This window comes from Rhodococcus sp. NPDC060090 (genome assembly GCF_042729855.1).
Taxonomy (GTDB): domain Bacteria; phylum Actinomycetota; class Actinomycetes; order Mycobacteriales; family Mycobacteriaceae; genus Rhodococcus.
The window spans coordinates 1-25,547 of record NZ_JBHWXB010000023.1; the positions used below are offsets into that span (position 1 = coordinate 1).

Sequence of the window (25,547 nt, forward strand, 5' to 3'; positions counted from 1 at the left end):
GCCGAATGCCACCTTCGGTCAGTTCAACTGACCGAAGGTGGCATTCGGCTTATATTGTTCACACGTTCTGCGTGGCCGCCCACTCGTCGAGCCGACGCTGCGCCTCGGCCGAAGAGACATCCTCGACGCGCGTCATCACGGCCCAGCGGTGTCCGAACGGGTCCAGGACGGAGGCGAAGCGATCGCCGGTGACGAACGTCGACGGTTCCTCGAACACCTGCGCCCCCAGCGACACGGCGCGAGAGAAGGTGGCGTCGACATCCGCGCAGTACAGCGCGTAGGAATGGTTGACGTTGTTCGTGCCGTCCGGGGCATGCAGGCCCATCGACGGGTGCGGGTCGCTCAGCTGCAGGCGTCCGTTGCCGAAGTCGAGTTCGGCGTGCATCACGGCACCGTCGGGCCCGTCCATGCGGTCGACGAGTCTCGCACCGAATGCGGCGATGTAGAACTCGATCGCTTTCGCACCGCCGTCGACGACGAGGAACGGCGTCAGAGTGGTGTAGCCCTCGGGAATGGGATTCACGGAATTCGTCATGTTTCCCAGTGTTGGACCTGAGGGCCGTCCCTGTATTGAAGGAACCCGACAGGGTGCGTCGTGGGCAACATGATGCAATAGGTATATCGCACACCACAGCCGGTCGTTGGTGGCCGGGAGAGGATCAGCTATGAGCGGGATCTACAACAATGTCACCGAACTCGTCGGTCGTACCCCGATCGTCAAACTCAACCGACTGACCGAGGGCCTCGGCGCAACTGTCGCCGCCAAGCTCGAGTTCTACAACCCGGCCAACAGCGTCAAGGACCGCATCGGCGTGGCGATCATCGACGCCGCCGAGAAGTCCGGCGAACTGAAGCCCGGCGGCACCATCGTCGAAGGCACCTCCGGCAACACCGGTATCGCGCTCGCGATGGTCGGCGCTGCGCGCGGCTACAAGGTGATCCTGACGATGCCGGAGACGATGTCGACCGAGCGTCGCGTCATGCTCCGCGCCTACGGCGCCGAGATCGTCCTCACGCCGGGTGCCGAGGGCATGGCCGGTGCGGTCGCGAAGGCGAAGGAGATCGTCGAGTCGACCGAGAACGCTGTGTCGGCGAGCCAGTTCGCGAACCCCGCAAACCCGCAGATCCACCACGACACCACCGGTGAAGAGGTCTGGAACGACACCGCAGGCGAGATCGACATCTTCGTCGCGGGCATCGGTACGGGTGGCACACTCACCGGCGTCGGCCGCAACCTCAAGGCCCGCAAGCCCGGCGTGCAGATCGTCGGTGTCGAGCCTGCTGATTCGCCGATCCTCACCGGCGGCAACCCCGGACCCCACAAGATCCAGGGCCTCGGCGCCAACTTCGTTCCCGAGGTCCTCGACCGGGAGATCTACGACGAGATCATCGACGTCCAGTTCGACGACGCCGTGAAGATCGGTCGCGCGCTCGGCACCGACGAGGGCATCCTCGGCGGCGTGTCGGCAGGTGCGAACGTGTGGGCCGCTCTCGAGATCGCCAAGCGTCCGGAGAACGCAGGCAAGCTGATCGTCGTGGTCGTGCCCGACTTCGGCGAGCGCTACATCTCGACGCCGCTGTTCGAGCACATTCGGGACTGATCGTCGCCGTGAGCATTTTCCGTACTCTCCGCGAGGATCTGCAGGCTGCGCGCGGCCATGACCCTGCTGCGCGCAGCGATGTGGAGAACGCGGTCGTCTACTCCGGGTTGCACGCGATCTGGTCGCATCGCATTGCGCACCGGATGTGGGCGGTGCCCGCACTGAAGGGGCCGGCGCGGATCCTGTCGCAGTTCACCCGGTTCCTCACGGGAATCGAGATCCATCCCGGCGCGACGATCGGCCGGCGCTTCTTCATCGACCACGGTATGGGTGTGGTCATCGGGGAAACGGCGGAGGTCGGCGACGACGTCATGCTGTATCACGGTGTGACGCTCGGTGGCCGGTCGCTCGCAAAGGAGAAGCGGCATCCGACGCTCGGTGATCGCGTCACGGTCGGTGCGGGAGCGAAGGTTCTCGGACCGGTCGTGATCGGCGACGACAGCGCGATCGGAGCCAATGCGGTCGTCACGCACGATGTGCCTGCCGATTCGATCGCGACGGGGATCCCCGCGACGGTCCGGTCGCGGAAGAAGCATGAGCCGCTGGTGGATCCGACCACCTACATCGACCCGGCGATGTACATCTGAGCTCGTACGAAAGTGCCTGAAATGACGGTGGGTGTACCGAATATCGGTACACCCACCGTCATTTCGAGCGTCTACTCGGTCACCGACTGGCGAGACTCAGCCCTGGTAGCCGGGCGGGTACAGCACCGACTTGGTCTCGCAGAACGCCTCGAGTCCTTCGGGGCCGTTCTCGCGACCGATGCCGGAGTTCTTGAATCCGCCGAACGGTGAGCCGGGATCGAATGCGTACCAATTGATTCCGTAAGTTCCCGTGCGGACCCGCGATGCGACGTCGAGGCCCTTCTCCACATCGGTGGTGTACACCGAACCGGCGAGGCCGTACTCGGAATCGTTCGCGATCTTGATGGCGTCGTCGACGCTGTCGTACGGCAGCACCGACAGGACCGGCCCGAAGATCTCCTCGCGGGCGATGGTCATCGAGTTGTCGACGTCGGCGAAGACGGTGGGTTCGACGAAGTAGCCCTTGTCGAGACCTGCGGGTCGGCCACCGCCGAGCACGAGGCGCGCGCCCTCGTCGAGACCCTTCTTGATGTAGTCCTCGACGCGGTCGCGCTGCTTGGCGGAGATCAGGGGGCCGAGCTGAGCGGCCTCGTCGGACGGCGGGCCGACGGGGAAGAACGCGGCGGTGGCGACGATCTTCTCGACGACCTCGTCGTAGCGTGAACGCGGTGCGAGGATGCGGGTCTGGCCGACGCAGGCCTGGCCGGTGTTCATCAGGCCGGACATGACGAGCATCGCGATGGTCGAATCGAGGTCGGCGTCGTCGAGGATGATCGCGGCGGACTTGCCGCCGAGTTCGAGCGAGCAACGCTTGAGGTTGCGCGCCGCGATCTGGCCGATGTGCTTGCCGACCGCGGTGGACCCGGTGAAGGTGATCTTGTCGATGTCGGGATGTGAGACGAGATGTTCACCGGTCTCGGCGCCGCCGGGCACGACCGACAGCACACCTTCGGGGAGGCCTGCCTCGGCGAAGATCTCGGCGATCACGTTGACAGCGAGCGGTGATTCGGGTGCGGGTTTGAGGACCACGGTGCAACCGGCGAGCAGTGCGGGACCGAGTTTGTTGGCGCACAGGAACAACGGCACATTCCACGCGATGACTGCGCCGACCACGCCGACGGGTTCGCGGGTGACCCGCGTCCGTCCGAAGGGGCCGTTGCGTTCGTCGACCCACTGGAACGAATCTGCCAGTCCTGCATAGAAGTTCAGTGTCGCCAGCGACGGCGTCATCTGCATCATCTGCACCGACGCGGCGGGCTGCCCCATCTCGGACGAGACGATCTCGGCGATCTGAGCACCGCGTTCCTCGAGGAGCGCCGCGGCTTTGCCGATCACCTGCGCGCGTTCGGCCGGGGTCATGCGCGGCCACGGTCCGTCGTCGAAGGCGGTGCGTGCCGCGGCGACCGCGGCGTCGACGTCCTTCGGTCCGGCGACGGGTACCGAACCGACCCGTTCCTCCGTGGCCGGGGAGAACACCTCGAGCCTCTCGTCGGTCGACGGCGCCACCCATGTGCCGCCGATGAACACCTTGTCGTAGTCGGTCATCATTCACCCCTCGTCAGTTCACGCCGGATCACCCCGACACTAGAACACGTTCCACATTTGCGAAAGGGTGCATCCGTGCCGATGGTGGCGCGGCGGCGCAGTGATGCCCACACTGGAGGATGCCGACCGTCAGGAGCAGACATGGCAGAGAACAATCCGTTCGGGTTCGACCCCGACGACATCGACCGGGTCGTCCGTGAGGCCGGGGAAGAACTGCGCGATTTCAAGGACCGGATCTTCGCTTTCCTCGAACAACCCATCGCGCCTGCGGGACCGCAGCAGCAGCCGCGACCCGAGACCACCGGCGACGCGGGGGACGGCGTGTGGGTCGTCTACACGGCGGACGCGGACGGCGTCGCCCGCATCGACCAGGTGTATCCCTCGGAGCTCGAAGCGCTCCGCAGTCTCAAGGGCAACGTCGACCCGGCGAGGTCGGCGCGATTCCTGCCGTTCGGGATGAGCGTGAGCGTGCTCGACCGCCCGGCCGAGTGACCCCGATGCAGGTCGGCGTCAGCCGTGATGGATGTACGACCGGAGCTGGTCGCGTTCGGCCTGCAGTTCGTCGATCCGGCTCTTGACCACGTCGCCGATACTGACGATCCCCACCAGATGTCCTTCGACCACCACCGGCAGGTGCCGGATGCGTCGCTCGGTCATGGTCTCGGCCAGACTGTCCACGCTGTCGGTGGGCAGGCACGTTGCCACATCGGCCGTCATGACCTCGGATGCTGTGGCGACGAGTATCGACGGCCCCCGCTCGTGGAGCTGCCGGACGACGTCACGCTCAGTGACGATACCGACGACGGCAGTACCGTCGACGACGACCATCGCCCCGATATTGTGGCGCGCGAAATCCCCGAGCAGCTCACAGACCGTGGTTCCCGGGGGAACCGTCTGCACCGCCGAACCCTTGTTCCGCAAAATTTCGGCAATCCTCATCGGATACCACCGATCCGTCCCACCGGGCCCGTTGGGCTTGTCGAGGTAGCGCTGGTCCAGTCAGGGTAGGTCCTCGGGACCCGTGCGCCGCCGAATGGTTACCTACTCGTGACCTGCGTGAGCGCGGAGGCACCGGCGAGTGTCCCCAGTGCACCCAGCGAGGCCGGCACGATCCGCAGATCCCGGATGAACCCCAGACGGGCCTGCCGCGCCGCGGATGCCAGCATCGGACGCCACAGCGGCGTCCCCGCTTGCGCGAACCCACCGCCGACGACGGCGAGCGACACATCCGTCAGTGCCGCCGCCGACGCGATGACCTGACCGAGCGCGGTGCCCGCGCGCTCGAGTGCCGCGGCCGCGACACCGCTTCCTGCCTGCGCATCCGCCGCGAGCGCCGCGCCGTCCCTGCCTCCCCAGCCGCGTGCACGCGCCCACTTCACCGCGGCGGTCCCGCTGGACACTGTCTCGATGCAGCCCGCTCCGCCGCACGCGCACCTCTCTGAGCCGTACGCCGAGACCATGTGGCCGATGTGCCCGGCGTTTCCGGTGCGGCCGGACACGAGGCGACCACCGAGCACGATGCCCCCGCCGATACCGGTGCCCAGCACCACTCCGAGTAGATCGTCCGTCCCTCGACCTGCACCGAATCGCTGCTCGGCCAACGTCGCGGCAGCACCGTCCATCGCCAACGCGACGCGCGCGGTCGGGAACAGGCTGCGCACAGCCTCCACCAGCGGAAATCCTCGCGACCATTCGGGCATGTTGATGGGCGCGACGGTCCCGCCCTGGACATCGACGGGCCCTGCCGACGCGATCCCCACCGCTGTGATCGGTTCGGTATCGGCGACCTCGCGCAGCAGCGCGGCGCAGGTGTCCCACACCGAGGTCGCGGGTACGGGCACGGTCTTCGGCTCGACGGGTGTTCCGTCGTCCGCGACGAATGCCGCAGCGAACTTCGTGCCACCCACGTCGAGAGCCAATGCGGTCATCTCGTGAGATTAGGTGATCAGCGTCGGCGCAGCACGAGCACCAGGTTGCTCACCAGGAACTCTCGTATACCCGGCACCTGAACGAGCGGCCACGCCCACCGCGGGTGATACCGGGGGAATGCGGCGAGCAGTTCACCGTCGGGCGTCGACCGGGCCCAGCGGAGCCCCTCGGTGCAGCCCACGTCGAACAGCGACAGGCCGTAGCGGTTCTTCGGTTCCTTCCCGTGCTTACGGGCATAGCGCCGTGCTGCGTACTCGCCGCCGAACGCGTGCCACGGACCCGTCTCGTGTCCACCGAACGGCCCCCACCACAGCGTGTACGAGAGCACCATCAGCCCGCCGGGTCGCGTCACCCGCAGCATCTCGTCGGCCATCACCCACGGTTGCGCGACATGTTCGGCGACATTCGACGACACGCACACATCCACCGACCCGGTGCGCAGCGGCAGTGCGAGACCCGACCCGCGGATCGCGCCACCGACCTGCAGTCCCGCCGCGTGCATCTCGGACGGGTCCGGCTCGATCGGCACATACCGCGACCCCGCCTCGTCGAAGGCGTCGGCGAAGTAGCCGGGCCCACCTCCGACGTCGACGACGGTGGTGCCCGCAAGAGAATCCCCGGTCAGCCCCGTGTAGAGATCACCGACGAGGTCGACGGTGTCGCGGGCGAGACCGCCGTAGAACCTGTCGGGTGCGGTCTGCTCGAAACGGAAACTGCCGAGCAGGCCGATGGAACGCCGCAGGGTGGCGCGACGCTCGAACAGTCGGGTCACACGGGGGTCGGACGTGGTCGTGAATGGCACGTCGAACCACAGTAGTGCCCGGCCGCGACTCCGTCGTGCTCGTGCTCCACCTCGCGCACCCGCTACTGTGTCCGTGACATCCATCGCGTCCGACACGGACGTGTGCGCTACCACCGGGGGGTTATCCGCGTGCGGGAGGTTCTGCTGCTCTGTTGGCGCGATAGCGGGCACCCGCAAGGAGGTGGCAGCGAGCGCTATCTCGAGCAGGTCGGTGCGCAACTCGCCGCCCGCGGCATCAAGGTCACGCTGCGCACCGCGTCGTACCCCGGGGCGAGTAAGCGCGACAGCATCGACGGTATCGACGTGAGCCGAGGTGGTGGCCGTCTCGGTGTGTACCCTCGAGCGCTCGCCGCGATCGCCGCCGGACGTCTCGGATTCGGCCCGTTGAAGGGCATCCGCCCCGACGCCGTCATCGACACCCAGAACGGCATCCCGTTCTTCTCCCGATTCGTCGCCGGCGCCCCCGTCACCGTGCTCGTGCACCATTGCCACCGCGAGCAGTGGCCCGTCGCGGGCCGCGCGATGGCGAAACTGGGCTGGTGGATCGAATCCACGGTGTCGCCGCGGGTGCATCGCCGCAACCAGTACCTGACGGTGTCGCTGCCGTCGTCGGACGAACTGCGGATGCTCGGCGTCGGCCACGACCGCATCGCGGTGGTCCGCAACGGCGCCGACGACATCCCCACCGGGGTCGCACCCGGCGGTGAGCACACCCGTACCGCGCATCCGAGCGTGTGCGTGCTGTCGCGGCTCGTGCCGCACAAGCAGATCGAGGATGCACTCGGCGCGGTTGCAGCGTTGCGTGGCCGCATCCCCGGTCTGCACCTCGACGTCGTCGGTGGCGGCTGGTGGGAACAGAACCTGCGCGATGTCGCTGCAGATCTGGGCATCGAGGATGCCGTCACCTTCCACGGCCACGTCTCGGAAGACCGCAAGCACGAGGTGCTGGCGCGGTCCTGGCTGCACGTGATGCCCTCCCGCAAGGAAGGCTGGGGACTCGCAGTGATCGAGGCCGCCCAGCACGGTGTCCCGACCATCGGATATCGCAGTTCGAAGGGCCTGACGGACTCGATCGTGGACGGCGTCACCGGAGTCCTCGTCGACTCCGCAGATGACCTCACCGCCGCGGTTGCGGAACTGCTCGGTGATGCCGAACGCCGCACCGAGCTGGGCGACAAGGCCCGGATCAGGGCTGGTGAGTTCTCTTGGGAGGCAACCGGTACCGGTGTGTTCGAGGTGCTGACCAGCGTCGCGTCGGGTCAGCGGGCGTCAGGTCTGTTTCCCCGGATTGCGGCGGAAGAAAGCAGCGAAGGCGCGGAGCAACTCCGATATGCGGGTATGTAGGCGGGTTCCGAGCATGCCGATAGCTCCGGCCGCGACCACCAGCACCAGCAGCACGTGCGCGAGGATCGCCACGGTCCGGTCCGGCGTCTCCCGCACCCACGCGCCGTCGACCTGATACAGCGTCAGATCGTTGTCGCCGTAGACCTGGGTGAGCATGTCGAGGGTCTCTTCCGACAGGCCGTCGTCTCCGGGGGTGCCGTGCTCGACGAGGACCCACCCGACGCCCCGGGCCGCCAGCTCGGAGGGATCCGCGCCGCCGAGCAGCAGTTGCTCGACATCGACGGCACGACTCCCTTCACCACCGACCGCGCCGCCTTCGACGATGAGAGTGCCGGTCTGCAACACGTCGGCGCGCACCATGCGGGGCGTCGGATCGAGGACCGGCGCCGGGCCGGAATACTCGAACCGGCGGAACATGCCCGCGGGCAGCACCGCGACGTCGCCCGCGTCCGACGTGACGATGCTCGCGACCTGCTGCCACCCGTCGGGATACCGGACGGGCCGGACCTGGCCGCCGACACCCCACGCGAGATCGGGAAGCGCACCGATCACCGCGACGACCGACAGCGCCGCCCACGCGATGTCGCGGCGGGCACGGTCGGGAGTGAAGTGGCGGCGCAGTGTTCCGACTCCGGCGGCCGCGGCCAGTGCGTAGAGCGGCATCGCAGGCGCCACCCACTTCTGGGTGTCGCGCAGCAACCCGGCCCCGGGGACGTGCACCATCGCCCACTCCCCGAGCCGCAGACCCGGCGCGGTGGCGCCGAGCACCGGGCCGAGCACCGCGACGGCCGCGACGACCGCGAGCGCGACGACCACCGGGTGCCGGCGTCGACGCCACAGCGCGGGCAGTCCGCACGCGACGACCGCGAGCAGCAGAACGGTCCCGACGAGCGCCCACGGTGTCGTGCGCGAGTCCGGTACCGCATCGGCATTCCAGATGCCGCCGAGCCCGGCGACCGATCCGATCGTGCCCAGCAGCGGCTCCGCGCGGGCCGCGAACGCGCTCACACCCGCAGGGTCGGCTTCGGTACCACCACCGGACAGCGCGGTTGCGACGAGCCAGGGCGCCGACACCGCCACGATCAGCGCGACGCCGCCTGCGAGCCGTCCCACCCGCGACACGCGGCCACCGGGCATCGCGAGGACCAGGACCGCGGTCACCCCGGCGAGCAGCACACCGGTCGGCGTCAGTCCCGCGACCCCGAGCCAGAATGCGAGTGCCCACCATCCGCCGTTCGTCTGTCGCCGCACCGCGACCGCCGCGCATACCGCCCACGGCAGTGCGGCGTACCCGGCGAGAAGACTCCAGTGCCCCTGCAGCAACCGTTCACCGACGTACGGGTTCCAGATCGCGACGGTCACCGCCGTCACCTGCGCGGGCACACCGGAACCGGGTAGCAGAACCGAAACGAGCCGCGCCGCACCGAATCCCGCCGCCCACAGTGACGCGGCGAGGATCGCGGTCACCGCGACACCGCCGTCGACGACGGTCGTCACCCACGCGAGCAACGCATCCTGCGGAACCGCGCGGGCCGCGGCATCGGACAATCCCAGCGCCGAATCCGTGAGGTACGAGCGGGGCGTGCTCACCGCGTCGCGCAGCAGTAGATAGCCGGGGGAGGTGAACATCGGACCGAGCACGACGACGGTCAAGGCGAGCGACCACAGCGCCGGAACGACCGTCGGCGCGAGAGTCTGCCCGCGTGTCGTCGCGCGATGGCGATGCAAACCTTGCGTGGACATGGCCGCAGACTACGGTGCGCACGGGTGCGAGGATGGGCGGATGCCGCCAGAGAACACGACGCGCCGCTCCGGAACCGGAACCGAGGTGGCAGGAATGACGATGGTGACCCTCGGTGCCATGACCGCCAACATCGCGTCCTACCTGCTGCATCTGCCTGCGGGACGATGGCTCGGGCCCGCCGGGTACGGGGAGTTCGCGAGCCTGCTCGCGGCCCAATTGGTGCTCGCCGTCCCGGCGTTGGCATTGCAGACCGTCATCGCGCGTGAAGCCGTGCACGGAGCGGACACCGCGGTGCTGCGGCGCCTCGGCTACCGATGCGCGTTGATCGCTGCCGTCGTCGCCCTGGCCCTTGTGCCGGTGGTGTCGTGGGCGCTGGACACGAGCATCGCGGGCGCGTTCGGGTCGCTGGTGACCGCGCCGCTGCTGGTACTTCTCGCAACCGAACAGGGACTGCTGCAGGGACGCGCCCGTTTCGCGGCGCTGAGTGTCGTGCTCGCCGCCGCCGGGATCGCGAAGGTCGTCCCCGCCGTCGCGGTGCTCGCCGCGGGAGGTGGCCCGGGTGCCGCATTGCTCGCAGGCGCCGTGGGTACGGGGGTGGTCGCGGTGGCCGCCGCGCTGTTCGTGGGCCGCGGCGAACCCCGACACCCTGCGGGAGGGGCGGACGCTGGGCCCCACATACCGGGCGCTGCGGCGGTGCTGCGCGCGTCGCAGGTCCAACTCGCGTTGATCGCGCTGACGTCGCTAGACCTGCTGCTTGCGCGCATGCTGCTCGATGCCGACTCCGCGGGTCTCTATGCGCTCGGCGCGGTCGCGACGAAGGTCGCGTTCTGGTTGCCCCAGGCCGTGGGGGTGGTGCTGTACCCGCGGATGGCGAACCCGGCGGAGTCTGCGTCTGCGGTGCGTTCGGCGCTGGCGGTGCTGGTAGGACTCGGCGCCGCGCTCGTCGCGGCAGCGGCCCTCTGCGCGCCCGTCGTGCCGCTTCTCGTGGGCGACGCCTACGAACCCGTCCAGTCCCTGCTGTGGTTGTTCGCGCTGCAGGGAGCATGCCTCGCGGTGCTGCAGGGTGCGTTGCTGTCTGCGATCGCCGGGGACCGCACCTCTCTGGCAGGTGTCGCGTGGGTGGGTCTCACGGTCGAGGCCGTGCTGATGGCGACGGTCGCGTCGACGATGGAGCAGTTCATCGCGGTGGCCGTCGGAGTCGCCGCCGTCACGGCCGCGGTGGTGTCCGTCCTCGCTGTCCGCGGGGCTTCCGCGGCGGCGAAAACTTCTCGGCTCGACCACGCGAACGCCGCCCCGCACCGTGAGGTGTGAGACGGCGTTCGTGCGGTGCTGATCAGTCCTGAGTGGGGGGCTTGTTCAGGTCTGTGCGCGGAATTTCCTGCGTCCGGTCGGTCGTCCAGTCACGCTGTTCGGGCTCCTGCGGGAGATCGGAGCGCGGAATGACCTCGGTGCGGTCGTCCGTGTAGTCGCGCGTGTCGGCGGCATGCGCACCACCTGCACCCGCTGCTGCGGCCGAGGCCGGACCGGCGGGAGCCGGGCGGCCCGTCGCGGCGGCACGGCGACCACCGTTTCCGCCACCGCGGAGACCGAGGACGAAGCCGACGATGAGCAGGATGACGCCGATGATCCCGGCGATGAGCGGCAGCGTCCTGCCGAAGAGCGACAGCTGATCCTGACCGTCGCGGGCCTGCTCGAGCTGGAACTCGATGGTCGGCTCGTCGAACGGCAGCGTCACGTTGAGGACGGTGACCTCGGGAGTGTCCGCCTCACGTGCGTAGTACTGGTCCTGTGCTTCCTGACCCTTGACGACGACACCGGTGATCGGGTCGACCCACAGGTCGCGGACGTTGTTGTACCAGCGGGTCATCTCGATGGGCTCGTCGCCTTCACCGACTCCCCACGTCGAGGCAGGCAGTTCCAGCTTGTACGTCGGGACGCTCGGGTCGGCCTCCGACATGTCGACCGGGCCGATCTCCTGCGTGAAGCGGTAGACGGGCATGCCGTTGATCTCTTCCTCACCGACGAAGTCGATGGGGTAGGTCTCACGCGCATTGATGTCGTAGTACGGGTACGACTCCTGCTCGACATCGAACGGGAACTTGTACTGCAGACCTTCGCGGTTGTCGATCTCTTCGCCCGGCGAATCCGCGGACGTCTGGATCGTGCTCACGCGATCCGGGTACTCCTCCTTCGACACCGGCATCGACGACACCCGGTCGATCGTGAGGCGGTCGACGATCGCGGACACCAACCCGGTGTCGCCCTGCATGTCGAGACGGCGCACCGTCTGACCGGCCTGGAGCGTCATGATCTCGGCGTTCGCCGGGTCCTCGACCGTGACGAAGCGCTGAGCCACGATCGGGACGTCGGTGTCGACCTGGGCGTTGCCGGCGAGCAGTGCACGCGAATTCAGAATGTCGCCGGTGCCTTCGGCGATTGTGGTCACCTCGAGGTCGAGCGGCGTTTTCTTCATCTTCCCGACCGTGTAGGTCGGAATCAGAATCGCGACGACCAGAAGGAATGCCCCCAGGCCCACGAGTATCATCGCCAGTATCCGGCCCGAGCTGGAACGCTCAGCCATGCTGTATCTCCTCACTCAACGGTTGCATCGAGTACCCCCACCGGCAGCAGGGCTGCACGGATCGTCTGGCATCCGACCCACGAACACCACGTGAGCCCAGACACTAACAGCCCGGGGTTCGGTGATGCGCGACCGCACGCCGCGAGGCCACACTTCTCCAATCGGCCACTACACGGCACACTGGTCGACGATGACCGCTCCCGACATTTCGTCCCGCTCCTCGACAGGTTTCTTCCCCGCGCTGGAAGGTGTGCGAGGAGTCGCCGCCGTGGGTGTACTGATCACCCACGTCGCATTCCAGACCGGAGCGATCCAGGATCCGTGGATCGGCAGGGTGTGGGGCCGTTTCGATCTCGCGGTGGCACTGTTCTTCGCGCTCTCGGGGTTCCTGCTGTGGCGACCGCACGCCGCGGCCGCGCGTGGAGTGGGCGAGCGGCCGTCGACGCGTCGGTACTTCCTCTCGCGCGCCGCCCGGATTCTGCCCGCCTACTGGGTGGCGGTGATCCTCATCCTCTGGCTGCTTCCCGGCGCAGGGGGAGGCCTGACGGTGTGGTGGGCCAACCTCGCTCTGGTACAGGTATTCGTTCCGTTGACCCTCACCGAGGGCCTCACTCAGATGTGGAGTCTGTCGGTGGAGGTGGCTTTCTATATGGCGCTGCCTCTGATCGCCTGGTCGGTGAGTCGTCTGCGCGGTGACGCCGCCCGCTTCCGGATCCCGATCCTGCTGGGCGCGGCCGTGCTGTCGCTGGCATGGGTGTGGCTCCCCGTCCCGACACAGGACCACATCAATCACGACAACTGGTTGCCCGGCTACGTCCCATGGTTCGCGGCGGGCCTGATCCTCGCCGAACTCGTGGTGCATCCGCCCACCTGGGTGCACCGGCTCGCGGCAAGACGACGCATCATGGCGGTCGTGGCATTCGTCGCGTTCGGGCTCGCGACCACGCCGCTCGCAGGTCCGGAGACCCTCACCACCCTCGAGCCGTGGGAGTACAACGGCAAGATCGTGCTGGGTACCGTCCTGAGTTTCGCGTTGCTTGCTCCGATCGTGCTCGCGCCGCGGACAGAGCATCGCATCCTGGGAAGCCCGCTCGCCCTGACGATCGGTCGCTGGTCGTACGGCATCTTCATCTGGCATCTCGCCGTGCTCGCCATCGTCATGCCGGTGTTCGGAATCCCCGCGTTCCAAGGGCGCTTCTGGTTCGTGCTGGTCGTGACGGTCGTGCTGAGTGTCGGGGTGGCGTCCGCGAGTTACGCGTTCGTCGAAGAACCGGCTCGGCGCGCGTTCCGCCGCTGGGAACGCCGACGCCGTACCCCGGGCACCGCCGCTGTGCCTGCTGCCGCGACCCCGACCGCGACCAGCCCCACCAGCGCCGCGAACTGAATCAGGAACGAATGCCCGACGTAGCCGTCGGGTGAGCGCCACGGCCCCGTCGACAGCAGGGCCATAGCGAACATCGTCGACCCGCCTGCGACGCCGACGAGGATCCGCGACGCCGCCGTCGAACCCCACCGTGCCGACGCCGCGACCACACCTGCCGTCCCCAGAGCCGCCACTGCGACACCCACCCAGCCGGCGATGACGACCGAGGCGGCCGCCACCCCGACGAGACCGACCGTGGTCGAATGCCACGTCCGTGGTGCCGGACCGGCGTCGGCTATCGGTCGGCGGGACAGAAGACGGCTGGGCAGAAAACGGCGGGGCAGGAACGCGAGGGCGAACAGAGGGAGAAGGAGCAGCAGGCCACCGAAGATGCCCAGGCGGTACCAGCGATCGGTCGCGAATTCGAGGGTGACGATGCCGTCCGTCCCTGCGGGCACGATCCAACCCTGCTGCCACCCGTCGACGACGATCGACGTCAACTCGGTACCGTCCGGCGCGGATGCGGTCCACCCGATGTTCGTGCTCTCCGGCACCACGATCAGCTGCTCCGAATCGGACGCGGGCACCTGCACTTCACGCAGGTTCTCGGTCCATGTCCGCGTCTCGAGTTCCACCGGATCGGGACGAGGCGATTCCGCACCCACGAGGGGTAACTGCAGGCTCGAGGCCACGAACGCGGTGCCAGGCTCGACGTCCACGTCGACCCGGCCCGCCGACATTCCGACGGTGTCGGTGTCGCACAGGGTGGCGGGCACCTCCGCGCCCTCCGCGAGATCGCGGACGGTGCCGGTGACCGAGGTGCGGTAACTGCGTCCGTCGATGGTGATCACCGGTCCGGACTCACATCCGACGGTGACGGCCTTGTCGTAGACCGGATCCTGCGCGCCGATCGGACCGTCCTCGCCGAGAACGGTGATCTCGGCGAGCCCCGGCGGCGTCTCCTTCGCGAACCCGAGAATGGTGCGATCGATCGTGTCGACGTGATCGACGATGGTGAGTTGCACCCTGTCGGTGAGATGCGGTGTCAGCTCGATCGCCGTGCCATCGGCACCGAATGTCGCCGTGGAGTCCTCACCGAGTTCCCGGACCTGCGGGCCGTTACCGAGATTCACCGCGACCCGGGTGGGTGCGGCGGGGAGCGCCCCCACCGATGTCGCGAGATCCAGACCGGTCACCACCTGCGGCGACGGCAACTCGAGGGTGAGAGTGGGATGCGGCGCACCGGACTCGAGGGATCTCTCCTCCGCGGTCCACGAGGTGCGCGGATCGCCGTCGGTCGTGGCGAACGCCGAGCCCTGCAGATCCACCACGTCGGCGGCACCGCGGGCGATGACCCGATCGGACCGGTCGATCACATCGTCGAGCGCCGGGCCCGGCCGGCCCCGCACCCACAACTGCGGGGTAACCCACGACTCGGCAGGCACATTCAGGGTGCGGGTGAACAGGTTCGGTTCCTCCGGCGCTGCGGCCAACCCGAACGCACACCGCACTCGGTCGGGGGTGTCGACGCAACTGCCGCGACCCGGGAACTCCTGCCGGAGGTCCCAGCCGCGCACAGCCACGCCGTCAGCAGGTTCTGGCACGACGATGCGTCGCCGGATGTCGAGGAACTGCGGGTCGGCGCGGTCGGTGTGGTCCTCGAGCGCGACCTCGGACAGCCCGAACTGGTTGCCGCGACCACCTCCCTCGGCGTATGTCGCGGTGATCCTGATCCACGACGTCGTGCCCAGCGGCAACGCCACGGTCTGCGCCTGTCCCGGCTTCTCGACACGGACGGCGGTACTGCCCCGGTCGGTGGTCACCTCGAGCCACTTCACCGGTGCACCCAGCGCGCCCGAGCTCGTCGTCAGATGCAGGATGCCCGCGTCGATCGGGGTGTCGAGGTCGAGTTGCAGCCATTGTCCGAGTGCGGATTCGAGCCCGTTGCTGTGCCAACCGGTGGTCGGATCGTCGTCGATTGCGGCGGCGGGCCCACTGCCGACCGACGTCCCACCGAGCTGCGTGGCGTCCGACGCCGCGCTCGACACACTGATCCGTGCACCCTCCCATTCGGCCTGCACGAGTTCGGTGTCGGGCACGGGATAGTCGGGCACCAGATTGTGCGTGCGGCGTTCGTCGCCCTCGGCGCGGATCGTCGACGAATGGTGATCGACCTGCCCGTAGTCGGTTTCGCGATCGGTGGGGGTGTCGGTCACGGTCAGTGTGTCCGGTTCCCGTCCCGCACGTGCACTGTCCGCCGCGAACACCCGCGGCCCCACAAAGGTGGTGTCGGTGGTGTTCAGACTCAGCAACGACTCGGGGCCGCCCTGCACGACGGGGACCGACGCGGCGTCCACCGCGTACGGCCCGACGGGGGCGTCCGCCGGTTCGTCGACCCGGTAGATCTCGACCGCCCGATACACCGGGCGCAGGTCGGCGTCGGCGACGACGTCGTCGGGCTGGACCCGCTCGATCTCCGAGCCGAATTCGGCGACCCGCTCGATACCCGGTGATCCCTCGACGGCCCGGTGTACCAGCGCCGGACGTGCCGAGGGGGAGGTCTCGGGATCGAGATCGTTGCGCACCACCAGGTACCCGATGCCCATGCCGCGCAGTGTCGCCGCGAGTCCGGGGGACGGGCGACCGTCGGCGATGAGCCGCTGCACCGAATCGAGCGCCCGGATCGCGCCCGGCGGCACCAACGGCACCGCGTCGCGTGAGGCCCACGGCGTGGACGCGAGAGCCTGGATCGGTTCGTCGCGGGTCAGGCCCCAGATCTGGCTGCCGAACGGCGCTCCCGGCAGGAGCAGGGCGCGTTCGCCGCGTTCGCTGGTGTGCTCGTCGAGCCACTGCGCGGTCTCGTGCCAGTACTCGGGCACCTCGTCGTATGCGCCGCGAGGTGCGAGTTTCCCAGTCCACGCGAGCGACGTCGCGAGAGTCGCGGCGACCAGAATCAACGTGGAGAAGGCGACCATCGGGTTGCGTTCCGGATGCGCGAACGCGGTGCGGGCCTGCCGCCACGGCACCGCCCCGGGCAGCGGCACCCACCGCAGCAGATGTGCGAGGCCGAGGACGAGAGGAAGCCGCACGAGCGGCTCGAGTTTGTGCACGTTGCGCAGCGGCGCGCCCGTGGAATCGAGGAACAGACGAACCTGGTCGGCGAGCGGGGAACTCAGCTCGCCGACGTATCCGGCACCGAGACCTGCGATACCGACGAACAGGATCAGTGTCCACCTGCCGCGCGCGGGCATCGTCCGCATCGCCAGACCCGCGAGGCCCGCGGCGGCGAGCAGACCGGTGACGAGCACCGCGGCGGGCTGGGTGACGAGCACGGCACCGGCGATGCGTTCCGGCGACACGAACGGCGTCCAGCTACTGGTGCCGCGCAGCACCTCTGCCAGCGACGTCCATTGGGTGGTCACCCCGGACGACTCGATGAAGTCCAGAAACGGGGGACTGACCTTCCCGAGCAGCAGCAGCGGCACCACCCACCACGTCACCGCGACCATGCACAGCGGAAGCCACCACACGGTGAAACGCCACCAGCGGCGGTTCGGCCGGTGCGCGACCCACCACAGGCCGGCGACGAGACACGCAGCAGCGGTGGCGACGGCGTTGATCGCGCCCATCAGGGCGACGGCGACGGCGGACTGCGCGGCGAGGGCACGGTGCGAGAGCGCTTCGTGCCCGTTCAGATACCGCACCACGGGCAGTAGCACCCACGGCGCGAGCATCAGCGGATGCGCCTCCGACGAGATGGATCCGAGGGTCGTCAGGACGCGCGGCGACAACACGAACACGGTCGCCGCGATCACCCGCGAGCCACGATTGCCGACCCCGAGCGCTTCGGCGAGCCGGATCAGGCCCCAGAAACCCGCGACCAGCAGCAACATCCACCACAGTCGCTGCGTGATCCACGGGGGGATGTGCAGCAGCTGCCCGAGCGCGAAGAACGAACCGTGCGGGAAGAAGTACCCGTACGCCTGGTTCTGGACCTGCCCGAGCGGCGCCAGACTGCTCCACTGGTGAGCGGCCCGTGTGAGGAAACCGATCGGGTTCTGCGTCAGGTCGTATTTGGTATCCGCAACGACCAGACCGGGGACCTGCGTGAACGACAGAACGAACGCGACGGCGGCGACAACATACAGCCACCGCCGCGACAGCGGTTCTGTGGACGGTGAAGACTCGACGCCGGAAGGTTCCGCAGCGCCGTGCGTACGTGAACTCGAAGCGTTGCCGGCGCCGTCAGCGGCTGCCGTACTCAACTTGGTTCAGAAGAGACGAATCAGCGTTGCCGCTGCGATCGATCTCGGGACGTGAGGTCTCGGATACCGCGGCCGTGACTCCGAATATCGCGACGGCACCTACTACGGCACCGGCCACCGCGCTGATCAAGCCCGCGCCAAGGAACTTCCCCATGCCCATCTCCCCATCATCGATCGACTCGCGTCGTTTGGTTCCGCGTCAAGGTATCACTCCGGATGGGGCGGACGGCGGCAGCGCACCGTCCCACCACTCAGAGTCCGATGGTGCCCAGTAAGGTGCGCAGCTTCGCGGTGGTCTCGGCGAGCTCGTCATCGGGATCGGAATCCGCAACGATGCCGCCACCCGCCCACGCGACGGCCCGCAGTCCGTCCGAGCTGATCTCGGCGCAGCGGATGGCGACGAGCCAGTCACCGTCACCGTTAGAGTCGCACCAGCCGACCGCGCCGCCGTAGAAACGGCGGTCGCCTTCCATCGTCCGGATCGCGGCGAGTGCAGCCTCGGTGGGCGTTCCCGCGACCGCGGGCGTCGGATGCAGGGCCGCGGCGACGGTGAGCGCATCGGTGCCCGGATCGCGCAGTGTGCCGGTGATCGGGGTCGCGAGATGCCACACGTCCGGAGTCGACGTCAGTTCCGGCCCGGCGGGGATGTCGAGGTCGCTGCACAGCGGGGCAAGCCGTGCCCGGATCCAGTCGATGACGAATGCGTGCTCGGCCCGGTTCTTCGGCGACGCCAGCAACGCCTCACCGGCCTCACGGTCGGCATCCGGATCGGTGCGTCGGGCGGCGGTGCCTGCGAGCGGACGGCACGTCACGGTGTCGCCGCGCACACTGACCAGCAGTTCCGGAGTCGCGCCGACCAAGGTGTGACCCCAGTACCGTTCTTCCGCTGCGCTGAGGTCGAGCGCGTACGTCGTCGCGCCCGGATGCCGGTCGATCATGCGCGCGGCCAGCGACAGTGGGTCGATCGGTTCGTCGGCCTCGAGTGCCACGCGCCGCGCCGCGACCACCTTCTCGAACTCGCCGAGGTCGAGGCGCTCGATGAGGGAACGCACCCGCGCGACATGCACGCGGGGAACGGGGATCTGCGCGGTCATCCGCACCTCAGGAAGGTCGGGCAGGCAGGTGGGAGCTACCCACGGTCCGTCGGTGACCACGACGCTTTCGGGTTCCGTCAGCCCCGCAGGCCGGTCGGGGTTGAACGGCAGCGCCCCGGCGATCAGATCGGCCTTGCCGCGGCGCAACGCCGTCGACGCGGAAATGACATCGGAGAACAGGCGCCGCGTTCCGAGGGCGTGTACTGAGCGATCGGCGCGCGAAAGCAGGAATCCGTCCATGGTGAGACGACGATATCGCCCGCACACGATTCCTCATGTAGTGCGGTGGGATTCTGTGACGTCGGCGTCAGTGCCCGGAGACGCAGGCGTCAGCGGCCCGGCGGCACGATCAGCACGGGCCGGTGGCTGTGCCGGAGCACGTGGTCGGCGACCGAGGACTGCAACAGCGAACGCAGCCCCGTCGTGCCGCGGGTGCCTGTGACGATGATGTCGACATCCAGTTCGTCGGCGGCCTCGACGATCGCCGTCCACACCGCGTTGACGACCTCGACGGTGCGGCCCTCGGCGTGCAGGCCGAGCGAGTTGGCAAGCTCGAGGCCCTCCCGGTTGGTGACCTTCGCGTCGGAGAGCGCCACGTCCTCGTTGTCCTCGTCCGGTACCCACTCGGGCTGCATCACGCCCGACAACCCCGACATCCGCGCAGCCTGGCGGACCATCGGCTCCCACGCGGTGACGACGATGGCGCGGCACGACTCGAGGAAACGACCCGCGTATTGCACGGCGCGCTTGGAGTTCTCGGATCCGTCGTAGGCGATGAGGATCAAGTCTGCGGCCAACGTGCACTCCTCCAGGTCGTGTACGTGAAAGCTCTCATGTCGGTGATGGTTGCGTGCACGATACCTCGCTACGCGGGTGGTGGGGAGGCCCCTGTGTGAGTCGACTACCGTCGAGCATCATGCGGATCCGACACAGCCTCGCCGTTGTCCTCGCCTCGGCACTCGCGGTTACGGCCTGCGGTGCCGACGACACTGCCGACGACCCGACATCGGAGCCGTCCGCGACCGCGCAGTCGACGGCACCTCGGTCCTCTGCGACAGCTGCATCGTCCCCCCCGGCCGAGGCGTGCGGCGACGACCTGCTCGCGTCGCTGTCACTGCGTCAGAAATTGGCGCAGCTGCTCAACGTCGGGGTCACCGGCGCCGACGACGCGCTGGCCGTGATCGGGGCAGAACAGATCGGCGGCATCTTCGTCGGGAGCTGGACCGATCCCGCGATGCTCGCGGAGCGTCAGATCCCCGGGGTCGCGGCGCAGAGTCCGCTGCCGCTGATGGTGACGATCGACGAAGAGGGCGGCCGCGTGTCGCGGGTGGGGGAACTACTCGGCCCCGACCCGTCGGCCCGCGTCACCGCGCAGACGATGACCGTCGACGAGACCTATCAGATGGCACTCGAGCGGGGCCGGGAGTTGCGTGAGCTCGGCATCACCGTCGACTACGCGCCCGACGTCGACGTGAGCAGCCAGCCCGACAATTCCGTGATCGGCGACCGTTCCTTCTCGGACGATCCGGCAGTCGTCACCGACTACGCAGGTGCCTACGCCCGCGGTCTCCAGGATGCAGGCATCATGCCGGTGCTCAAGCACTTCCCCGGCCACGGTTCGGCGTCCGGCGATTCGCACACCGGTGCTGTGACGACCCCGCCGATCCAGGAACTCGTGGCATCCGACCTTGTGCCGTATCGGGAACTCGTCTCGTCCGACGTCGCGGTGATGTTGGGTCATCTCGACGTTCCCGGCCTGACCGAGGGCCTGCCTGCGAGTATCAGCCCCGCCGCGGTGGATCTGCTTCGGACCGGCACCGGCTACGGCGGGCGTCCCTTCGACGGCATGATCTTCACCGACGACTTGTCGGGGATGCAGGCGATCACCGACTCGTATCCGATCACCGAAGCCGTCGAGGCGGCATTGGTTGCGGGCGTCGATCAGGCGTTGTGGCTGACCACCGATCAGGTTCCGGCGGTCCTCGACCATCTCGAGCGCGCGGTGGTCTCGGGTGAGCTGCCCGCGGCGCAGGTCGACGAGTCCGTGCGCACGGTGGCCCGTGCCAAAGGTGCGCTCGAGTGCTGACAAGTCCGGTTCGTCCGGTGAACTCCGGCTACCTACCGTAGAGTAAGAAAACGTTCGAGACGTAGGTGTGGAGGAGCCATGGCTGGCGGTACCAAGCGACTGCCCCGTGCGGTACGGGAGCAGCAGATGCTCGACGCCGCAGTGGATGTGTTCTCCGAGAACGGATTTCACGACACGTCCATGGATTCGATCGCAGCGCGCGCGTCGATTTCGAAGCCGATGCTCTACCTCTACTACGGGTCGAAGGACGAACTGTTCGCCGCGTGCATCAGTCGCGAGGGGCAAGCGTTCGTCGAGGCGCTCAAGCCCGCAGGCGACCTGTCGCTGTCGCCGCGCGAACAGCTGCGCGTGGCACTGGAGTCGTTCCTCGGTTTCGTCGACGCCCACCGCAGCTCGTGGATGGTGCTCTACCGCCAGGCATTCGGGCAGCAGGCGTTCGCCGGACAGGTGCAGAACAGCCGTGATCAGTTGATCGAGCTGACCGCCCACCTTCTCGAATCCAGCACGCGCGACCCGGAACCCGGCACCGACTTCCAGATCATGGCCGTCGCGCTCGTCGGTGCGGGCGAAGCTGTCGCCGACCGTGTCGCGGGTGGCGAGATCGAGGTCGAGAAGGCGGCCGACCTGCTCGAGAACCTTGCGTGGCGCGGTCTGGCGGGCAAGAAGAAGTCCGACCAGCAGGGCTGATCGGACCTCTTCACCGGACAGTGCGCCGGGACGCCCCCATCGCGCCCCGGCACACCGAGATTCAGCGCAGTGTCGCCGTGAGGTGCGGGTACTGCTTCTTCGGGTGCCGCACCGCGAGATCCCACCCGTCACCCTCGCGCTGCGCGTAGAGGCTCAGCGACGACGGCAGGAGCACCGGCTTGCCGAACCGCACCGAGTAGGTGACCTTCTCGGGGATCCGGCCCTCCACCATCGACAGCGTGGCCGCGGCGGTCCACATGCCGTGCGCGATGGACTTCGGGAACCCGAACGCCTTGGCGCCCAGCGACGACACGTGGATCGGATTGCGATCGCCCGACACCGCTGCGTACTTGTCGATCGTCTTCTGGTCGACGCGCAGCGTGGAGGTGGCGACGGCCGGAATCTCGTCGTCCTTCGGCTCCGGCTTCGGCTCACCGGACAGCGATGTGCGCTGCTGATGCAGGAACGTCGACGTCTGGCGCCACACCGTCTCGCGTCCCACGTTGACGACGGTGACGAGATCGACGAGCAGTCCCTTGCGGTGTTCACGCATGTTCTCGGCGTGCACACGCAGATCGAGAGGCTCGGTCGTGGAGATCGGCCGCAGCTGCTCGATCACGTTCTCGGCGTGCACCGAACCGACCGCAGAGAACGGAAAGCCCTTGGACACCATCAGTTTCATCACGAGCGGGAACGTGAGGATGAACGGGTACGTCAGCGGCAACGTGTCGCCGAAACGCAGCCCGCACACCTTCGCGTACTCGGCGAGATTGTCGGGATCGACCCGCAGCCCGCGGAGTACCAGCGTGTCGTCGGGCAGTGAATCGCCGGATGCGCCGACGACGGGCAGCGCCGAGAGCACGGCGCGACCGTAGACGTCGAGGATCGACGGGCTCGCCGACAGTTCGATCTCGCTCATCAAGCCCCCAGCATGGACTGGCCGCACACACGCACGACCTGCCCGGTGACGGCGCTCGACGCGGGGCTCGCGAACCACGCCACGGTCTCGGCGACGTCGACGGTCTCACCGCCCTGGCTCAGCGAGCTCATCAGGCGGCCGCCCTCGCGGGTCGCGAGCGGGATCGCAGCGGTCATCGCGGTTTCGATGAAGCCCGGCGCGACAGCGTTGATGGTGATGTTCTTCTTCGCGAGCACGGGCGCGGTGGCCTGCACGAGGCCGATGACGCCTGCCTTGGACGCGCCGTAGTTGGTCTGGCCACGGTTGCCCGCGATACCCGCGATCGACGACACGTCGATCACGCGACCGCCTTCCTTCAGTGCCCCCTTCTCGACGAGCACCTCGGTGATCTTCTGCGGGGCAATGAGGTTCACGGCCATCACGGAGTTCCACTTGCTGCCGTCCATGTTGGCGAGCAGCTTGTCGCGGGTGATGCCTGCGTTGTGGACGATGATGTCGGCGCCGCCGTGTCGCTCGAGCAGATATGCAGCGAGCTTGTCGCCCGCGTCGGCCGCGGTGACGTCGAGCGGGAAGGACGTGCCACCCACGCGGTTGGCGGTCTGCGACAGCGCCTCACCGGCAGCCGGTACGTCCGCTGCGATGACGGTGGCGCCGTCGCGGGCGAGGACCTCGGCGATCGTCGCGCCGATGCCGCGCGCGGCGCCGGTCACGACAGCGACCTTGCCCTCGAGCGGCTTGGTCCACGACGCGGGGGCGGTGGCGTCGTCGTCGCCGACGCGGACGACCTGGCCGTCGACGAACGCAGATTTGGCGGACAGCAGGAATCGCAGTGTCGACTCGACGCCGGAGAGCCCCGTCGAGGCCTTCGGTGAGACGTACACGAGTTGGATGGTGGCACCGCGGCGCAGTTCCTTGCCGAGACTGCGCGTGAAGCCTTCGAGCGCGCGCTGCGCGATCTGCTCGTCGACCGACGTCACCTGCTCGGGTGTGGTGCCGAGGACGACCACGCGTCCGCTGGGAGCGAGGTTGCGGATCGCGGGCTGGAAGAACGTGAGGAGCTGTTCCAGGCCCGCGGCGTCACTGATACCGGTAGCGTCGAACACGAGGGCACCGAACACGGTGTCGGCCGGGTCTGCGAACGTGTAGTCGCTCAGCAGTGTGCGGATCGGTTCCACGAGGCGGCCGTTGCCGCCGACGAGGACGGGTCCGGGGAGCGCGGGCTCGCCGGGCTGGTAGCGGCGAAGCTTCTCGGGCTGTGGCAGACCGAACTGCTTCGCGAGGAAAGAGCCGGGTGCGGACGAGATGAGCTGGGAATAGAGCTTGGGGGCGCCCTTGGCGTCAGCCACGTTTCCACCTTCTTCGAATTCGGTCGTCGATGCTGTGGTCGACAACTAACTTACTCCTGAGTAAGAATAGTAGCCACAGTTCAGTCCATCCGAATCCGGGAGATATCAGTGACCACCAATGCCCGAACCACGCAGCAGCGTCACATCGCTCGTGCCACGCAGCAGCGTCGCGTCGCCGTTCTCGGTGGCAACCGGATCCCGTTCGCACGTTCGGATCGCACGTACGCACGCGCGTCCAACCAGGACATGTTCACCGCGACCCTCGACGGTCTCGTCAGCCGCTTCAACCTGCAGGGCGAGCGCCTCGGTGCAGTCGTCGGCGGCGCGGTGCTCAAACACAGCCGCGACTTCAATCTCGTCCGTGAAAGCGTTCTCGGTAGCGCACTGAGCCCCTACACGCCCGCGTGGGACCTGCAGCAGGCATGCGGCACGGGCCTGCAGTCGATCGTCTCGGTGGGCGACGCGATCGCCGCCGGTCGCATCGACGCAGGAATCGGCGGCGGCGTCGATACCACCTCCGATGCCCCGATCGCGGTGAGCAACCCACTGCGCGAGTTCCTGCTCTCGCTCAACCGCGCCCGCACGACGGCCGCTCGCGTCAAACTGCTCGGCAATGTGCGCCCGTCGATGCTCGGCATCGAGATCCCACGGAACGGCGAACCGCGCACCGGCCTGTCGATGGGCGAGCACGCTGCGATCACCGCGAAGGAGTTCGGGGTCCGCCGCGAAGACCAGGACGAACTCGCCGCCGCGAGCCACCACAACATGGCCGCCGCCTACGACCGCGGATTCTTCGACGACCTCGTCACCCCGTTCCTGGGGCTCACCCGCGACGACAACCTGCGTCCGGATTCGTCCGTGGAGAAGCTGTCGACGTTGAAGCCGGTGTTCGGCACCGAGCTCGGCGACGCCACCATGACGGCAGGCAACTCCACCCCGCTCACCGACGGCGCGTCGGCGGCCCTGTTGTCGACAGAGGAATGGGCGGCCGAGCGGAACCTGCCGGTCCTCGCGTACCTCGTCGACTCCGAGACCGCGGCCGTCGATTACGTCCACGGTGGCGACGGCCTGCTCATGGCTCCCACCTACGCCATCCCCCGTCTGCTGCAGCGCAACGGGCTCACTCTGCAGGATTTCGACTTCTACGAGATCCACGAGGCGTTCGCGTCGGTGGTCCTCGCCACGCTGCAGGCGTTCGAGTCGGAGGAGTATTGCACGCAACGGCTCGGTCTCGACGCTCCGCTCGGATCGATCGACCGCAGCAAGCTCAACGTCAACGGATCCTCGCTCGCCGCGGGTCATCCCTTCGCCGCGACCGGCGGCCGCATCGTCGCTGCACTCGCGAAGATGCTGCACGAGAAGAAGCAGGAGACGGGCAAGCCCGTACGTGGCCTCATCTCGATCTGCGCTGCGGGCGGCCAGGGTGTGACGGCAATCCTCGAGGCGTGATCTCCGGGGGGGGAGTGGCTCACATTCGAGAAATTCTTCGACATGCGTGTAACACCCCCGTCGACACGGCGATAGAACAGACGACCCTGCTGGGCTACCTGACCCCCGACCTGGTAGCCCAGCGGGGTCTCTGCGTATTCCGCTCGTAGACCGTTCACCCCCGGGCGTTACCCTGGAGAACCGGTATCCGGCGCGCAGAGTACGA

Annotated in this window: 21 protein-coding genes and 1 pseudogene; 9 read left to right on the forward strand and 13 right to left on the reverse strand. The window is 68.1% G+C overall.

Annotation, left to right across the window (positions count from 1 at the left end; translation table 11 throughout):
* Nucleotides 1–58 precede the first annotated feature (58 nt).
* Nucleotides 59–535 carry a VOC family protein gene (locus ACFWCF_RS24060; RefSeq protein WP_378567051.1) on the reverse strand — a complete coding sequence of 159 codons (477 nt, stop codon included), beginning with the start codon at nt 533–535 and terminating at the stop codon, nt 59–61.
* A gap of 130 nt (nt 536–665) precedes the next feature.
* Between ACFWCF_RS24060 and cysK the strand changes: the two genes are divergently transcribed.
* Together cysK and epsC are read left to right on the forward strand one after the other, a co-directional pair.
* The gene (cysK, locus tag ACFWCF_RS24065) at nt 666–1,601 is read left to right on the forward strand and encodes a cysteine synthase A (RefSeq protein ID WP_378491358.1); all 936 of its coding nucleotides are present in this window, start codon (nt 666–668) and stop codon (nt 1,599–1,601) included.
* An 8-nt stretch (nt 1,602–1,609) separates the two neighbouring features.
* Complete coding sequence (gene epsC / locus ACFWCF_RS24070; RefSeq protein WP_378491357.1) at nt 1,610–2,188, forward strand: serine O-acetyltransferase EpsC; 579 nt, start codon at nt 1,610–1,612, stop codon at nt 2,186–2,188.
* Nucleotides 2,189–2,284: 96 nt separating this feature from the next.
* On the opposite strand, the gene ACFWCF_RS24075 is transcribed toward epsC, so the two are convergent.
* The gene (locus tag ACFWCF_RS24075; protein ID WP_378491356.1) at nt 2,285–3,733 is read right to left on the reverse strand and encodes an aldehyde dehydrogenase; all 1,449 of its coding nucleotides are present in this window, start codon (nt 3,731–3,733) and stop codon (nt 2,285–2,287) included.
* 141 nt (nt 3,734–3,874) lie between these two features.
* Here ACFWCF_RS24075 and ACFWCF_RS24080 point away from each other — a divergent pair, with 141 nt between their 5' ends.
* Nucleotides 3,875–4,225 (forward strand): hypothetical protein, encoded by a 351-nt coding sequence (locus ACFWCF_RS24080; protein ID WP_378567053.1) that lies wholly within the window; start codon nt 3,875–3,877, stop codon nt 4,223–4,225.
* Nucleotides 4,226–4,243: 18 nt separating this feature from the next.
* Here ACFWCF_RS24080 and ACFWCF_RS24085 read toward each other — a convergent pair whose 3' ends face one another.
* From ACFWCF_RS24085 to ACFWCF_RS24095, 3 genes are all read right to left on the reverse strand, one after another.
* Nucleotides 4,244–4,672 (reverse strand): CBS domain-containing protein, encoded by a 429-nt coding sequence (locus tag ACFWCF_RS24085; RefSeq protein WP_378567056.1) that lies wholly within the window; start codon nt 4,670–4,672, stop codon nt 4,244–4,246.
* A gap of 98 nt (nt 4,673–4,770) precedes the next feature.
* The gene (locus tag ACFWCF_RS24090) at nt 4,771–5,661 is read right to left on the reverse strand and encodes an ROK family protein (RefSeq protein ID WP_378567059.1); all 891 of its coding nucleotides are present in this window, start codon (nt 5,659–5,661) and stop codon (nt 4,771–4,773) included.
* Nucleotides 5,662–5,678: 17 nt separating this feature from the next.
* The gene (locus tag ACFWCF_RS24095; protein ID WP_378491362.1) at nt 5,679–6,434 is read right to left on the reverse strand and encodes a class I SAM-dependent methyltransferase; all 756 of its coding nucleotides are present in this window, start codon (nt 6,432–6,434) and stop codon (nt 5,679–5,681) included.
* 159 nt (nt 6,435–6,593) lie between these two features.
* On the opposite strand from ACFWCF_RS24095, the gene ACFWCF_RS24100 reads away from it, so the two are divergent.
* The gene (locus tag ACFWCF_RS24100; RefSeq protein WP_378567062.1) at nt 6,594–7,808 is read left to right on the forward strand and encodes a glycosyltransferase family 4 protein; all 1,215 of its coding nucleotides are present in this window, start codon (nt 6,594–6,596) and stop codon (nt 7,806–7,808) included.
* Here ACFWCF_RS24100 and ACFWCF_RS24105 read toward each other — a convergent pair.
* Nucleotides 7,734–9,437: a hypothetical protein gene (locus tag ACFWCF_RS24105; protein ID WP_378567168.1), complete on the reverse strand. Its 1,704-nt coding sequence runs from the start codon at nt 9,435–9,437 to the stop codon at nt 7,734–7,736. The genes ACFWCF_RS24100 and ACFWCF_RS24105 overlap by 75 nt on opposite strands.
* Before the next feature lie 208 nt (nt 9,438–9,645).
* On the opposite strand from ACFWCF_RS24105, the gene ACFWCF_RS24110 reads away from it, so the two are divergent.
* Complete coding sequence (locus tag ACFWCF_RS24110; protein ID WP_378567064.1) at nt 9,646–10,863, forward strand: polysaccharide biosynthesis protein; 1,218 nt, start codon at nt 9,646–9,648, stop codon at nt 10,861–10,863.
* Between the two features lie 22 nt (nt 10,864–10,885).
* Here ACFWCF_RS24110 and ACFWCF_RS24115 read toward each other — a convergent pair whose 3' ends face one another.
* Nucleotides 10,886–12,133 (reverse strand): DUF3068 domain-containing protein, encoded by a 1,248-nt coding sequence (locus tag ACFWCF_RS24115; RefSeq protein WP_378491350.1) that lies wholly within the window; start codon nt 12,131–12,133, stop codon nt 10,886–10,888.
* A 190-nt stretch (nt 12,134–12,323) separates the two neighbouring features.
* Between ACFWCF_RS24115 and ACFWCF_RS24120 the strand changes: the two are divergent.
* Nucleotides 12,324–13,478 (forward strand): annotated as a pseudogene (locus ACFWCF_RS24120) (acyltransferase family protein); the annotation flags it as partial.
* On the opposite strand, the gene ACFWCF_RS24125 reads toward ACFWCF_RS24120, so the two are convergent.
* The 4 genes from ACFWCF_RS24125 to ACFWCF_RS24140 all read right to left on the reverse strand — a co-directional run bounded on the left by ACFWCF_RS24125 (nt 13,385) and on the right by ACFWCF_RS24140 (nt 19,652).
* A complete protein-coding gene (locus ACFWCF_RS24125) occupies nt 13,385–17,659 on the reverse strand; it encodes an alpha-(1->3)-arabinofuranosyltransferase family protein (RefSeq protein ID WP_378567171.1) in 4,275 nt (1,424 codons plus the stop codon). The pseudogene ACFWCF_RS24120 and the gene ACFWCF_RS24125 sit on opposite strands and share 94 nt — an antisense overlap.
* A gap of 82 nt (nt 17,660–17,741) precedes the next feature.
* A complete protein-coding gene (locus ACFWCF_RS24130) occupies nt 17,742–17,915 on the reverse strand; it encodes a DUF2613 domain-containing protein (protein WP_378491348.1) in 174 nt (57 codons plus the stop codon).
* A 97-nt stretch (nt 17,916–18,012) separates the two neighbouring features.
* On the reverse strand, nt 18,013–19,095 hold the full coding sequence (locus ACFWCF_RS24135; RefSeq protein ID WP_378567067.1) for an isochorismate synthase MenF: 1,083 nt from the start codon (nt 19,093–19,095) through the stop codon (nt 18,013–18,015).
* A gap of 89 nt (nt 19,096–19,184) precedes the next feature.
* Complete coding sequence (locus ACFWCF_RS24140; RefSeq protein WP_378491346.1) at nt 19,185–19,652, reverse strand: universal stress protein; 468 nt, start codon at nt 19,650–19,652, stop codon at nt 19,185–19,187.
* Between the two features lie 119 nt (nt 19,653–19,771).
* On the opposite strand from ACFWCF_RS24140, the gene ACFWCF_RS24145 reads away from it, so the two are divergent.
* On the forward strand, nt 19,772–20,941 hold the full coding sequence (locus ACFWCF_RS24145; protein ID WP_378491345.1) for a glycoside hydrolase family 3 N-terminal domain-containing protein: 1,170 nt from the start codon (nt 19,772–19,774) through the stop codon (nt 20,939–20,941).
* A 78-nt stretch (nt 20,942–21,019) separates the two neighbouring features.
* On the forward strand, nt 21,020–21,628 hold the full coding sequence (locus ACFWCF_RS24150; RefSeq protein ID WP_378491344.1) for a TetR/AcrR family transcriptional regulator: 609 nt from the start codon (nt 21,020–21,022) through the stop codon (nt 21,626–21,628).
* A gap of 61 nt (nt 21,629–21,689) precedes the next feature.
* On the opposite strand, the gene ACFWCF_RS24155 is transcribed toward ACFWCF_RS24150, so the two are convergent.
* Nucleotides 21,690–22,547, reverse strand: coding sequence for a MaoC/PaaZ C-terminal domain-containing protein (locus tag ACFWCF_RS24155; protein WP_378491343.1), 858 nt, complete (start codon nt 22,545–22,547; stop codon nt 21,690–21,692).
* Nucleotides 22,547–23,893 carry a 3-oxoacyl-ACP reductase gene (locus ACFWCF_RS24160; protein WP_378567070.1) on the reverse strand — a complete coding sequence of 449 codons (1,347 nt, stop codon included), beginning with the start codon at nt 23,891–23,893 and terminating at the stop codon, nt 22,547–22,549. Before ACFWCF_RS24160 ends, ACFWCF_RS24155 begins: the two co-directional genes overlap by 1 nt.
* 108 nt (nt 23,894–24,001) lie before the next feature.
* On the opposite strand from ACFWCF_RS24160, the gene ACFWCF_RS24165 reads away from it, so the two are divergent.
* Nucleotides 24,002–25,342, forward strand: coding sequence for an acetyl-CoA C-acetyltransferase (locus ACFWCF_RS24165; protein ID WP_378567073.1), 1,341 nt, complete (start codon nt 24,002–24,004; stop codon nt 25,340–25,342).
* Nucleotides 25,343–25,547: the final 205 nt, after the last annotated feature.

What these genes read in the sequence shown, in the direction of transcription:
- ACFWCF_RS24060 (WP_378567051.1), bottom strand. Translation starts at nt 535, where the DNA reads ATGACGAATTCCGTGAATCCCATTCCCGAGGGCTACACCACTCTGACG.
- cysK (WP_378491358.1), top strand. Translation starts at nt 666, where the DNA reads ATGAGCGGGATCTACAACAATGTCACCGAACTCGTCGGTCGTACCCCG.
- ACFWCF_RS24075 (WP_378491356.1), bottom strand. Translation starts at nt 3,733, where the DNA reads ATGACCGACTACGACAAGGTGTTCATCGGCGGCACATGGGTGGCGCCG.
- ACFWCF_RS24080 (WP_378567053.1), top strand. Translation starts at nt 3,875, where the DNA reads ATGGCAGAGAACAATCCGTTCGGGTTCGACCCCGACGACATCGACCGG.
- ACFWCF_RS24085 (WP_378567056.1), bottom strand. Translation starts at nt 4,672, where the DNA reads ATGAGGATTGCCGAAATTTTGCGGAACAAGGGTTCGGCGGTGCAGACG.
- ACFWCF_RS24090 (WP_378567059.1), bottom strand. Translation starts at nt 5,661, where the DNA reads ATGACCGCATTGGCTCTCGACGTGGGTGGCACGAAGTTCGCTGCGGCA.
- ACFWCF_RS24105 (WP_378567168.1), bottom strand. Translation starts at nt 9,437, where the DNA reads ATGTTCACCTCCCCCGGCTATCTACTGCTGCGCGACGCGGTGAGCACG.
- ACFWCF_RS24110 (WP_378567064.1), top strand. Translation starts at nt 9,646, where the DNA reads ATGACGATGGTGACCCTCGGTGCCATGACCGCCAACATCGCGTCCTAC.
- ACFWCF_RS24115 (WP_378491350.1), bottom strand. Translation starts at nt 12,133, where the DNA reads ATGGCTGAGCGTTCCAGCTCGGGCCGGATACTGGCGATGATACTCGTG.
- ACFWCF_RS24130 (WP_378491348.1), bottom strand. Translation starts at nt 17,915, where the DNA reads ATGGGGAAGTTCCTTGGCGCGGGCTTGATCAGCGCGGTGGCCGGTGCC.
- ACFWCF_RS24135 (WP_378567067.1), bottom strand. Translation starts at nt 19,095, where the DNA reads ATGGACGGATTCCTGCTTTCGCGCGCCGATCGCTCAGTACACGCCCTC.
- ACFWCF_RS24145 (WP_378491345.1), top strand. Translation starts at nt 19,772, where the DNA reads ATGCGGATCCGACACAGCCTCGCCGTTGTCCTCGCCTCGGCACTCGCG.
- ACFWCF_RS24150 (WP_378491344.1), top strand. Translation starts at nt 21,020, where the DNA reads ATGGCTGGCGGTACCAAGCGACTGCCCCGTGCGGTACGGGAGCAGCAG.
- ACFWCF_RS24155 (WP_378491343.1), bottom strand. Translation starts at nt 22,547, where the DNA reads ATGAGCGAGATCGAACTGTCGGCGAGCCCGTCGATCCTCGACGTCTAC.